This is a genomic window from Pandoraea pneumonica, assembly GCF_049918595.1.
Lineage (GTDB): Bacteria > Pseudomonadota > Gammaproteobacteria > Burkholderiales > Burkholderiaceae > Pandoraea > Pandoraea pneumonica_A.
Map to the genome: position 1 here is coordinate 1 of NZ_JBNCRZ010000002.1, position 12553 is coordinate 12553.

General features: G+C 62.4%; 10 protein-coding genes. 8 read left to right on the forward strand and 2 right to left on the reverse strand.

The features are described from left to right. Positions 1-172 precede the first annotated feature (172 nt). Complete coding sequence (locus ACPWR9_RS06595) at positions 173-1504, reverse strand: C4-dicarboxylate transporter DctA (protein WP_426297923.1); 1332 nt, start codon at positions 1502-1504, stop codon at positions 173-175. 357 nt (positions 1505-1861) lie between these two features. On the opposite strand from ACPWR9_RS06595, the gene ACPWR9_RS06600 reads away from it, so the two are divergent. The 8 genes from ACPWR9_RS06600 to ACPWR9_RS06635 all read left to right on the forward strand — a co-directional run bounded on the left by ACPWR9_RS06600 (position 1862) and on the right by ACPWR9_RS06635 (position 11783). After that, positions 1862-2629 (forward strand): SDR family NAD(P)-dependent oxidoreductase, encoded by a 768-nt coding sequence (locus tag ACPWR9_RS06600; protein WP_426297921.1) that lies wholly within the window; start codon positions 1862-1864, stop codon positions 2627-2629. 2 nt (positions 2630-2631) lie between these two features. Next, positions 2632-4257, forward strand: coding sequence for an alpha,alpha-trehalase TreF (gene treF / locus ACPWR9_RS06605; protein WP_426297919.1), 1626 nt, complete (start codon positions 2632-2634; stop codon positions 4255-4257). 160 nt (positions 4258-4417) lie between these two features. Next, the gene (locus tag ACPWR9_RS06610) at positions 4418-5179 is read left to right on the forward strand and encodes a FadR/GntR family transcriptional regulator (RefSeq protein WP_426297917.1); all 762 of its coding nucleotides are present in this window, start codon (positions 4418-4420) and stop codon (positions 5177-5179) included. A gap of 195 nt (positions 5180-5374) precedes the next feature. Further along, on the forward strand, positions 5375-6520 hold the full coding sequence (gene carA, locus ACPWR9_RS06615) for a glutamine-hydrolyzing carbamoyl-phosphate synthase small subunit (protein WP_426297915.1): 1146 nt from the start codon (positions 5375-5377) through the stop codon (positions 6518-6520). A 30-nt stretch (positions 6521-6550) separates the two neighbouring features. Beyond that, positions 6551-7219: a leucine efflux protein LeuE gene (leuE, locus tag ACPWR9_RS06620; RefSeq protein ID WP_150681388.1), complete on the forward strand. Its 669-nt coding sequence runs from the start codon at positions 6551-6553 to the stop codon at positions 7217-7219. Positions 7220-7237: 18 nt separating this feature from the next. Then, complete coding sequence (gene carB / locus ACPWR9_RS06625; protein WP_426297913.1) at positions 7238-10486, forward strand: carbamoyl-phosphate synthase large subunit; 3249 nt, start codon at positions 7238-7240, stop codon at positions 10484-10486. 309 nt (positions 10487-10795) lie between these two features. Then, positions 10796-11272: a transcription elongation factor GreA gene (greA, locus tag ACPWR9_RS06630; protein ID WP_058377905.1), complete on the forward strand. Its 477-nt coding sequence runs from the start codon at positions 10796-10798 to the stop codon at positions 11270-11272. Beyond that, positions 11256-11783, forward strand: coding sequence for a DUF4149 domain-containing protein (locus ACPWR9_RS06635; protein ID WP_426297911.1), 528 nt, complete (start codon positions 11256-11258; stop codon positions 11781-11783). Before greA ends, ACPWR9_RS06635 begins: the two co-directional genes overlap by 17 nt. A 181-nt stretch (positions 11784-11964) precedes the next feature. Here ACPWR9_RS06635 and yhbY read toward each other — a convergent pair whose 3' ends face one another. Continuing rightward, positions 11965-12465: a ribosome assembly RNA-binding protein YhbY gene (gene yhbY, locus ACPWR9_RS06640; protein ID WP_426297909.1), complete on the reverse strand. Its 501-nt coding sequence runs from the start codon at positions 12463-12465 to the stop codon at positions 11965-11967. Positions 12466-12553 lie beyond the last annotated feature (88 nt).

The following is a 12553-nucleotide window of genomic DNA, read 5'->3' on the forward strand; positions in this document are numbered from 1 at the left end:
CCCAGACGCGGATCGGCCAGATTGACGTAACGGCGCACGAATTCCGGTGCGTTCGGATCTTGCGGGACGAGGGCCATCTTGCTTTGAACTCCAGATAAAGTGGCCGACGCGTTAGGGGAGGCGCGTCGGCAGAAAGCTGCGGGTCGCGTCGTGTGACGGTTGACCCGCGCGTTTAACGTGTCAGTGCAGCATTGGCCGGTGAAGCTTGGACGTCGTCGTCTTCGGCGGCTTGCACAGTCGGTTCATAGGGCAGTGCGCCGTTGAGCACCTGATGCGCTCTCGCAAAATCGACGTCTTTCTCCCACGCCGCCACGACCAGCGTCGCCACGCAGTTGCCCAGCAAATTGGTGATCGCACGGGCAATGCCGACAAACCAGTCGACCGGCAAAATCAGCACCAGACCGATGACCGGGATGGCCGGGATCGCCGCCAGCGTCGCGGCCAGAATCACGATGGCGGAACCCGGGATGCCGTGCGCGCCCTTGGACGTCAGCAGCGACACGAGCACCACGAGAATCAAATCGTGAATGGACAGCGGCGTGTTGGTGGCCTGCGCAATGAAGATGACGGCGAGCGTCAGGTAGATCGAGAAGCCGTCGAGGTTGAACGAGTAACCCGTCGGCACGACCAGACCCACCGTGGACTTCTTGATGCCCATCCATTCGAGCTTGCGCATGATGGTCGGCAACACAGCGTCGGACGATGCGGTGCCCAGCACGATGGACAACTCTTCGCGGAAATACTTGATGAACTTGAAGATGTTGAAGCCCGCCAGACGCAGCACGCCACCCAGCACCACCGTCACGAACACGGCGCAGCTCAGATAGAACACGAAGACGAGCATGCCCAGTTGCTTGAGCGACGACGCACCGTATTTGCCCGTGGTGAACGCCACCGCACCCAGCACACCCAGCGGGGCCAGGCGGATGATGAACGCCATCACGCGGAAGAACACGTGGCTCAAGTCTTCGATGAAACGCGCCACCGGCTTGCCCCGCTCGCCGAGCGCCGCGAGTGCACAGCCGAACATCACGGAGAAGACGAGAATTTGCAGAATGTCGCCCTTGGCGAACGCGTCGGTAATGGTGTTGGGGATGATGTTCAACAAGAAGCCAGCCGTGTCTTTCAGGCTCTTGGCATTCTCGGTGTAGGTCGCCATCGCGCTCGGATCGAGGCTGCGAATGTCGATGTTCATGCCCACACCCGGACGCGTAACCCACGCCAGCACGGCGCCGATGACCAGCGCGAAGGTGGTGATGATCTCGAAATAGATCACGGCTTTCACGCCGACACGGCCCACTTTGCGCAAATCGCCCGCGCTCGCCATACCGCTGACGACGACGCAAAAGACGATCGGGCCAATCACCATCTTGATGAGCTTGAGGAAGCCATCGCCCAGCGGACGCAAGGACTCGCCCAACTGCGGGAACCAGATGCCAAGTGCCACGCCTATTACCAACGCGATGACGACTCGGCCAAACAACGAACGGAACAGCCTGGGCATGGTGTGTCTCCTCTGCCTGCGTAGATCTTTCTGAATTTGATGGGCTCTACAACAACGGATTGCTCTTTCGGGGGCTCTGCGGGTACGGCGCTTTCCTCACCATCGGGCAGTGTATCTCTACAAGTCATACCGGTCTGACCAGTGGTGTTATGGCGAATATTAGAAAGTCAATATATGGCGGTCAAGGCGCTTCCGCTGAGGGGATACCCTAGGTGACGATATGCCTCCAGCGCGCGCTCAGCGTGCCGGTTTTACAGGATGGATCAGCTCGGTGGCACTTGTATGTCCGCCGGAACTTCGGTTTCCGGCGCGGGGTCGCATTGGGTAACCCCAACTCACGCAGGGCAGGGAGGCGCGATGCGAATGAGAGACACGGTGGTACTCGTCACGGGCAGCGCTCAAGGCATTGGGCGAGCGATTGCGATTCGTTTGGCACAGAAGGGCGCGCGCATCGTCGTGGAAGACCGGCAAGACAGCGCGATGGCCGAGCAGACGCTCGATGCCGTGCGCAAGGCCGGTAGCGACGGCTGTGTCATTGCTGGCGATGTCGGGCGCGTGGCGGACGTTCAGGATGTCGTGTCGCAGGCGGTCGCGAAGATGGGGCGCATCGACGTGCTGGTCAATAACGCCGGTGTCGAGCGCCGCGCGGCCTTTCTGGATGTCACGGAAGCCGACTACGACCTCGTGCTCGATATCAACCTCAAAGGCGCCTTCTTTCTTACACAAGCGTTCGTGCGCCATCTGCGCGATACGAACCGCGGCGGACGAATCGTCAACGTCAGTTCGGTGCACGAAGAATTGCCGTTCCCGCATTTCACCAGCTACTGCGCCAGCAAAGGCGGCATGAAGATGATGATGCGCAATCTCGCCATCGAACTCGCGCCGCTCGGAATCACGGTCAATAACGTCGCGCCCGGTGCGGTCGGCACCGCGATCAATCAGCAACTGCTCAAGAACAAGACGGAACTCGACGCGCTGCTTGCGAATATTCCGCTCGGGCGTCTCGCCGATCCCAGTGAGGTGGCTAACGCGGTTTTGTTTCTGGCATCGCCCGAAGCCAGTTATGTCACGGGGACGACGGTCTTCGTCGACGGCGGGCTGCTCTGGAATTATTCGGAGCAATGACCATGACCGACACCGCACAACGCACGCTCTCGCAAGGCGGCATGACGCCGGACGTGGCGCATGTGGCGCCCTCGGATGTGCTGACGCCCGCCGACCGGTATCAGGAACTGTTCGTCGCCGTGCAGACGCAGCGCATCTTTCCGGATAGCAAAACGTTCGTCGATTGCGTGCCGCAGGTGGCACCCGAGGAGGTGCTAAGGCGCTATCGCGACGATGCCGCGCGCCCGGGCTTCGATCTCTCGGCATTTGTCTCGGCGCATTTTTCCATCGAACGCATTCCCGATAGTCACTATGTGTCGGATCCGGGGCAGGGACTGGTGGCGCACATCGATGGCCTGTGGGAAGTGCTCACCCGGTACCCGCACGCGCATCCGGCCTATAGCTCGCTGTTGCCGTTACCGAAGTCTTACGTGGTGCCCGGCGGACGTTTTCACGAACTCTATTATTGGGACTCCTATTTCACGATGCTCGGGCTCGCGCAGAGCGGACGCCACGACCTGCTCGTGAACATGGCCGATAACTTTTCGTTTCTCATCGATACCTATGGGCACGTGCCGAACGGCAACCGCACGTACTACCTGAGCCGCTCGCAACCCCCGATGTACGGCTTGATGGTCGAGCTCTTCGAGTCGCATGGGGTGGCGCGTGCGGCGCGTTATTTGCCGCATCTGCTTCGTGAATATGCGTTCTGGATGGCAGGGGAGGACTCGCTTGCAGTTGGCGAGGCGTTCCGCCATTTGGTGCGCTTGCCCGATGGCGCAATGCTCAACCGCTATTGGGACGAGCGCGATACGCCACGGGAGGAGGGCTATCTCGAAGATGTGAACACGGCGTTGCATGCGACGGGGCGTAGCGCGGGGGAGGTCTATCGCGACTTGCGCGCCGGGGCGGCGTCGGGCTGGGACTTCAGTTCGCGCTGGCTGGATGACGCCAATGACTTGTCGTCGATCCGCACGACGGCAATTCTGCCCGTCGATCTGAACAGTTTCCTGTACGCCACCGAACGGCATATTTCCCGGCTTAGCGAGGCGAGCGGTGATACGGCTTCGGCGCAGGCGTTCGCTGCGCGCGCCGAAGCCCGTCGCAGCGCGATGACGCGGCATCTCTGGAGCCATGAGGACGGCGCGTTCATGGATTACGACTGGCAACTCGGGGCGATTCGCCGCCAATTGTCGGCCGCCGTTGCTACGCCGCTGTTCGTTGGTCTCGCCACGCCTGAACAGGCGCATCGCACTGCGCGTGCGATGGCTGCACGCCTGATCGCTGCCGGCGGGCTGCGCACGACGGAGACGTCTAGCCTTCAGCAATGGGACCCGCCCAACGGCTGGGCGCCGCTGCAATGGATTGCCATCCACGGCTTGCGCAAGTACGGCGAAAACCTGCTGGCCAAGGACATCGCCCATCGCTGGCTTGCGACGGTCGGGGCGCTCTACACCCGGGAAAGCAAGCTGGTGGAGAAATACTCGCTGCATACGAGCGACGTCATGTCGGCCTGTGGCGGTGGGGGCGGGGAGTATCCGCTGCAAGATGGTTTCGGCTGGACGAACGGCGTGGTGCGCCGCCTGCTGGGCGATCACCCGGAACACCACGCTCACGCGGCCAAGGCGCGTGGGCGCCCACGCGGGTAATGGGAGGATGATGCGGGGATGGTGGCACGGGGGGGGCGGCATGGGCGGCACGGCGGGGCCGCGGCGCATCGCCCGATATTTGGCGTCGTACAATGCGGCATACCGAGCCGTGTGCGATTGCGCGGCTTGTGCGATATCTCTGCACGACTTGTGAGGCCCCATGAAGCATTCGGCACACGCCGTAACCGACGCTGCCGTCGCCATCATCCGCGAACGCATCGAGCGTCAGGTCTACCCGACCGGCGCGATGCTGCCGTCGCAACGCCAACTCGCCGAAGAGCTGTCGATCAGCCGCGCCTCGCTGCGCGAAGCTCTCTCGACGCTCGAAGCGCTTGGCATGGTCTCCATTCGCCCCGGCAAGGGTGTGTATGTGAGCGACGCGTCGGCACGCGTGGGCGTGGCCTGGCGCTTCGCCGACCAGATTTCGCTCGCCGATACCTATCAGCTTCGGTACGCGCTCGAAGGCTTTGCCACTCGGCTGGCGGCTCACGCGGCCAGCAACGACGAAATGGCCTGGCTCACGGACAACGTCGATGACATGAAGGCCGCGCTCATCGAAGGTGACGTCGATACGGCGGCGCAGCTCGACTTCGCGTTCCATTTGCGCATCGTCGGACTTGCCGGTAATGGGGCGATCGCCGACATTCTGCGCGGCAGCACGGAAATCGTCATGGAAAGCCAGCGCCTGCCGTTCTATCAGCGTGAACTCGTGCTTTCCACCTATCATGAACATCTGGAGATCCTCGACGCGCTGCGCCGCCGCGATGGCGCTGCCGCAGGGGCGGCGATGGAGCGCCATATCGTGCTGGCGGCCCAGCGGGCGGGCATTCACTTCCCTATCCCCTCTGCGTATTCGTCTGTCGGCGGCCTTGCCCCCCGGGAGAACGCAGAGCGTACTGGTACTCCGCACGTTCAGCTTTGAGATGATTGGGATTTGCGCTATACTTTGAAGGTTTTAGTCACTTAACCCTCACCCTAGCGCCTACCCGCCTGACATCTCGTCCGCAGTCCGAGCATCCGCTGTGCGCATATTCCGCGCAATTCCGGTGCCCGCGCTGATGTCATCGCGAGCGGACGATGGGGCTGGCAGCCGGGGTGAACCCTTCAGGAGTTTCCCGTGCTGCCGTCATTCCCACCCGCTATTCTCGCGCTCGCTGACGGCACGGTCTTTCGTGGGTACGCCATTGGCGCTGCCGGTCACACCATCGGCGAAGTCGTGTTCAACACGGCCATCACCGGCTATCAGGAAATCCTCACCGACCCGAGCTATGCGCGCCAGATCGTCACGCTGACGTATCCGCACATTGGCAACACGGGCGTCAACGGTGAAGACGTCGAAGCCACGAAAGTCCATGCCGCCGGCCTGATCATCAAGGATCTTCCGATCCTCGAATCGAACTTCCGCGCCGACAAAACCCTGTCGCAATATCTGAAAGACGAAGGCGTTGTCGCCATCGCCGGTCTCGACACGCGCCGCCTGACCCGTATCCTGCGTGAGAAGGGCGCGCAGAACGGCTGCATTCTTGCCGGTGAAGAAGCCGACGAAGGCAAGGCCATCGCACTCGCTCAGTCGTTCCCGGGCTTGGCCGGTATGGATCTGGCCAAGGTCGTCTCGACCACCGAGCGCTACTCCTGGACGCAGACGGAATGGCGTCTGGGCGAAGGCTACGGCGAGCAGAAAGACCCGCAGTTCCACGTGGTCGCCCTCGACTACGGCGTCAAGCGCAACATTCTGCGCATGCTCGCCGAGCGCGGCTGCAAGGTCACGGTGCTGCCCGCCCAAAGCTCGGCCGAGGACGTGTTCGCCCTGAACCCGGACGGCGTGTTCCTCTCGAACGGCCCCGGCGATCCGGAACCGTGCGATTACGCCATCGCTGCCACGAAGACGTTCCTCGAGCGCCGCATTCCGACGTTCGGTATCTGTCTGGGCCACCAGATCATGGGCCTGGCCGTCGGCGCGAAGACCCTCAAGATGAAGACCGGCCACCATGGCGCGAACCATCCGGTGAAGGATCTGGCCTCGGGCCGCGTGGTGATTACCTCGCAGAATCACGGCTTCGCCGTCGATGCGAACAGCCTGCCGGAGAATGCACGCGTCTCGCACGTGTCGCTTTTCGATGGCACGCTGCAAGGCTTCGAACTGACGGACCGCCCGGCGTTCTGCTTCCAGGGTCACCCGGAAGCCTCGCCTGGCCCGCACGACATCGGCTATCTGTTCGACCGCTTCGTGCAGTCGATGGCCGACGCAAAACAAGCCGCCTAACGGCGACGAACGGATCGGGAAACACGCACCATGCTCGGAAACTCACTCGGCATCGTCAACCTCTGGACCTATCTGGCCGGAGTGGTGGTGGTCATCTTGCTGCCGGGGCCGAATTCGATCTATGTCCTGTCGGTGGCCGCTCAGCGCGGCGTTCGGCAAGGCTACGCGGGCGCCTGCGGGGTGTTCCTCGGCGACACGATTCTTATGGCCCTTGCGGCCGCGGGCGTCGCGTCGCTGTTGCATGCCCAGCCGACGCTGTTCTTCGTAGTGAAGTACTTCGGCGCAGCGTACCTGTGCTGGATGGGCTTCAACATGCTGCGCGGCGCTGTGAAGAACATGCGTGCCGCGCGCGCGAATCCGGGGGCCGTGGCGGCACCGCCGAAGCAGGTCAACGCGGATCAGCCGTTTCGCCGCGCGCTGTTCATCAGCCTGCTCAATCCGAAGGCGATCCTGTTCTGCGTGTCGTTTTTCATCCAGTTTGTCGATCCGGGCTACGCCTGGCCGGCACTGTCGTTTGCAGTGCTGGGCGTGATCGTGCAGACCTGTAGTTTCCTGTACTTGAGCACGCTGATCCTGGCCGGTTCCCGTCTGGCCGAGCACTTCCGGCAACGTCGCCGGTTGAGCGCCGGGGCGACCGGCGGCGTGGGCGCGCTGTTCGTCGGCTTCGGTGTGAAGCTCGCGACCGCGACGCTGAGTTAAATTTTTGTTGAGAACGTTATGCCAAAGCGCACAGACATCAAGAGCATCCTCATCATCGGCGCCGGCCCGATCATCATCGGTCAGGCATGCGAGTTCGATTACTCCGGCGCGCAAGCCTGTAAGGCCCTGCGCGAGGAAGGCTACAAGGTCATCCTGATCAACAGCAACCCTGCGACGATCATGACCGACCCGGATACGGCCGATGTGACCTACATCGAACCGATTACCTGGGAAGTCGTCGAGCGCATCATCGCCAAGGAGCGCCCGGATGCCATTCTGCCGACCATGGGCGGTCAGACCGCGCTGAACTGCGCGCTCGACCTGCATAAGCACGGCGTGCTCGACAAGTACAAGGTCGAGCTGATCGGCGCGTCGCCGGAAGCCATCGATAAGGCCGAAGACCGTCTGAAGTTCAAGGACGCGATGACCAAGATCGGTCTCGGTTCGGCCAAGTCGGGCATCGCCCACTCGATGGAAGAGGCGCTCGCCGTGCAAGCGGAGATCACCGCCGAGATCGGTGGCAGCGGCTACCCGATGGTGATTCGCCCGTCGTTCACGCTGGGCGGCTCGGGCGGCGGTATCGCCTACAACCGTGAAGAATTCGAAGAGATCTGCAAGCGCGGTCTCGACCTCTCGCCCACGCGCGAACTGCTCATCGAAGAGTCGTTGCTGGGCTGGAAGGAGTACGAGATGGAAGTCGTGCGCGATCGCGCCGACAACTGCATCATCGTCTGCTCGATCGAAAACCTCGACCCGATGGGCGTGCACACCGGTGACTCGATCACCGTCGCACCGGCCCAGACGCTGACCGACAAGGAATACCAACTGCTGCGTAACGCATCGCTGGCAGTGCTGCGCGAAATCGGCGTGGAGACGGGCGGCTCGAACGTCCAGTTCTCGATCAACCCGAAGGACGGCCGTATGGTCGTCATCGAAATGAACCCGCGCGTGTCGCGTTCGTCGGCACTGGCTTCGAAGGCCACGGGCTTCCCGATTGCCAAGATCGCCGCCAAGCTGGCTATCGGCTACACGCTCGACGAGCTGCGCAACGAGATCACCGGCGGCGCGACCCCGGCCTCGTTCGAACCGACGATCGACTATGTCGTGACCAAGGTGCCGCGTTTCGCCTTCGAGAAATTCCGCGAAGCCGATACGCGCCTGACCACGCAGATGAAGTCGGTCGGCGAAGTGATGGCCATGGGCCGCACGTTCCAGGAATCCTTCCAGAAAGCCATGCGCGGTCTGGAAGTCGGCGTGGACGGTCTGGACGAAAAGTCGACCGACCGCGACGAGATCGTGGCCGAGATCGGCGAGCCGGGCCCGGACCGTATCTGGTACGTGGGCGACGCATTCCGTCTGGGCATGAGCCTCGAAGAGGTCTACGCCGAGACGGCGATCGACCCGTGGTTCCTCGCGCAACTGCAAGCGATCGTCAACAAGGAAAAGGCGCTCAACGGCCGCACGCTGGAAAGCCTGAGCACCGAAGAACTGCGCTTCCTCAAGCAAAGTGGCTTCTCGGATCGCCGTCTGGCCAAGCTGCTCGGCACCGATCAAACCGCCGTGCGTAAGGCTCGTATCGCGCAGAAGGTGCGCCCGGTCTACAAGCGCGTGGACACCTGCGCCGCTGAATTCTCGACGAACACCGCCTACATGTACTCGACCTACGAGGAAGAGTGCGAAGCCCAACCGACCAACAAGAAGAAGGTCATGGTGCTCGGCGGCGGCCCGAACCGTATTGGTCAGGGTATCGAGTTCGACTACTGCTGCGTGCACGCGGCACTGGCGTTGCGCGACGATGGTTACGAAACCATCATGGTCAACTGCAACCCGGAAACGGTGTCGACGGACTACGACACGTCGGATCGCCTTTACTTCGAGCCGGTGACGCTCGAAGACGTGCTTGAAATCGTCGACCTCGAAAAACCGGTCGGTGTGATCGTGCAGTACGGCGGTCAAACCCCGTTGAAGCTCGCACTGGATCTGGAGGCGAACGGCGTGCCCATCGTCGGCACCAGCCCGGACATGATCGACGCGGCAGAAGACCGTGAGCGTTTCCAAAAGCTGCTGCACGATCTGGGTCTGCGTCAGCCGCCGAACCGTACGGCACGTGCGGAAGACGAAGCCCTCAAGCTGGCTAGCGAAATCGGCTATCCGCTGGTGGTGCGCCCGTCGTACGTGCTGGGTGGCCGTGCGATGGAAATCGTCCACGAGCCGCGCGATCTGGAGCGCTACATGCGCGAAGCCGTCAAGGTGAGCCACGACAGCCCTGTGTTGCTCGACCGCTTCCTCGACGACGCGATCGAATGCGACGTCGACTGCATCTCGGACGGCACCGATGTCTACATCGGCGGCGTGATGGAACACATCGAACAGGCCGGCGTGCACTCGGGTGACTCGGCCTGCTCGCTGCCGCCGTACTCGCTGTCGGCGGAAACGGTCGCGGAACTCAAGCGCCAAACCGCCGCCATGGCGCGCGCGCTGAACGTGGTCGGCCTGATGAACGTGCAGTTCGCGATTCAACAAGGCAACGGCGTCGACACGATCTACGTGCTCGAAGTGAACCCGCGTGCATCGCGTACGGTGCCGTACGTCTCGAAGGCTACCGGTCGTCAGTTGGCCAAAATCGCCGCACGTGCGATGGTCGGCCAGACGCTCAAGGAGCAAGGCGTGACGAGCGAAGTCTCGCCGCCGTACTTCAGCGTGAAGGAAGCCGTGTTCCCGTTCGTGAAGTTCCCGGGTGTCGACCCGGTGCTTGGACCGGAAATGCGCTCGACGGGTGAAGTGATGGGTGTGGGCCGTACGTTCGGCGAAGCGCTCTTCAAGTCGCAACTGGCGGCGGGCTCGCGCCTGCCGGCGTCCGGCACGGTGCTGCTCACGGTCAAGGATGCGGACAAGCCGCGCGCGGTCGAAGTGGCCCGCATGCTGCACGCCCTTGGCTACCCGATCGTCGCGACGCGCGGCACAGCGGCCGCTATTGAGGCGGCTGGCATTCCGGTGCGCGTGGTCAACAAGGTGAAGGACGGCCGTCCGCACATTGTCGACATGATCAAGAACGGCGAGATCGCCCTGGTGTTCACCACCGTGGACGAAACGCGTACGGCAATCGCCGACTCGCGCTCGATCCGCATGACGGCGCAAGCGCACAAGGTCACGTACTACACGACGATCTCGGGTGCCCGCGCTGCCGTGGAAGGTCTGAAGTATTTGCAGAACTTGGAGGTCTATGACCTGCAAAGCCTGCACGCTCTGCTGCCGGCACAGTCGTAATCGGCGGTCAGTGGCCGAATAGCCACAGGGCGGAAACCCGGCGCGGTGCAGGCCGCACCGGGCGATGTCGCAAAAATGGCGCGTAGTCTCGGGAACCCATCCCCGGTCTACGCGCCAAATGCATTATGTCAGGCGGATTGCCGCGCGATTCGTCACCGTTCGAAACCCGATACGTGACTGAATTGGCAGCTACGGCAAGTCTGCTACACTTACGCCATATAGGTGTCACAGCCGCGGTCAAGCGGCGTTCGCAAAAAGTGCGAATGCGGCTTTGCTGCGGCAATTTTTTTGTCTTTCGGAACAACGCGCATGAGTACCATTCCTCTGACCAAGCGGGGCGCCGAGCTGCTCAAGGATGAGCTGCACCGCCTGAAGACCATCGAACGTCCGGCTGTGATCATCGCGATCTCGGAAGCCCGTGCGCAAGGCGATCTGTCGGAAAATGCCGAATACGACGCCGCCAAGGAAAAGCAGGGTTTCATCGAAGGCCGTATTCAGGACCTCGAATCGAAGCTGTCCGCCGCGCAGATCATCGACCCGGCGGCGCTTGATGCCGAAGGTCGTGTGGTCTTCGCCGCGACCGTCGAACTCGAAGACCTCGATAACGGCGGCACGGTGCTGTATCAAATCGTCGGTGACGACGAAGCTGACCTGGAGCACGGCAAGATTTCGGTGAGCTCGCCGATCGCGCGTGCGCTCATTGGCAAGCATGCGGGCGATGTGGCCGAAGTGCAGGCCCCGAGCGGCGTGCGTGAGTACGAGATCATCGATGTCCGCTACGTCTGAGATGACGTCTGCCATGGTGTCGACCCGGGGCGCGCCGCGACTGGAACGGTTGTTCCGAGTCGTGGCAACGCTCTGGTGTGGGAGCCAATGGGCAATCGGTTACATCGTCGCGCCGACGTTGTTCACTGTGTTGGAATCGCGCACGATGGCCGGTACGGTTGCGGGCCGGTTGTTTCACACGCAGGCGTGGTTGAGCCTCGTTTGCGGTGTGCTTCTGGTCTGGCTGGCGACGGCGCTGGTATCGCGCAGCGCCGATGAGCCGACCGCAAAGCGCTATCGCGGCCTGCGCTGGTTGTCCGTAGCGATGATGGTGTGCGTGCTAATTAGCTGGTTCGCATTGCAGCCGTTCATGGCGGAACTGCGGGCGGCGGCGGAAGCCTCCGGCGTGGAAATCGGGCAATCGCCCTACGCAGCACGCTTCGGCATGTTGCACGGTATTTCCAGTGCCATTTATTTGTTGCAGAGTTTGCTGGGTGTGGCGCTGATTTGGCGCCAGCCTGTGCGCGGCTAAACGCCGCAGGCGGCGAGGGCGGGCAATCCCTTCGATTGTTTTCCTCGCAGCCAAATAAAAAACGCGCCCGATATTATGCGGGCGCGTTGTTTTTAGGGGCGAGTGGAATTGTGAAAACGAACCACTGTCCCAGTCTGCGGCGAAGCGGTGTTGCGTGTGCTTCGGCCGCCGTCAGTCCGAATTAGTCGTTACGCTGACGCTTGACGCTCGTCTGACGCTTCTTGGCTTTCTTCACGATGCCGCCGGCGGTCATGCGCTCGTTACCGCGCACGGTCACCTTCTTGACGGCGGGGCGGCGCCCGGAGTTCGGGCTGTTCTTGACGACCGTCACGGTACGCGGTGCGCGACCCTTGACGGTGGCGCCGGTGCCGCCGGTACGAGCACGCGCCGGGGTGTCGTCTTCGTCCGGCGTCGGGCGGTACAACACGAGCAGTTTGCCGATGTGTTGTACCGGCGCTGCACCGAGTTGGTCGCAGATGGATTCGTAAATGGCGATGCGCGCGTCGCGTTCGTCACCGAAGACACGCACTTTGATCAGTTCGTGGGCCTTCAGGGCGCCGTCGATTTCCTTGAGCACCGCAGGCGTCAAGCCGTCGGCGCCGATCAGAACGACGGGGTTCAGCGCATGGGCGGCGGAGCGCAGGTCGGCGCGTTGCGCCGGGGTCAGGGTCAAAGCAGACATAGAAGACAGACGAGAGACAAACGAGACAAACGAAGAAGAATGCGCCTGATGGCGGGTGCCGGAGCTTCTGCCAGGGGCAGGTCCGACT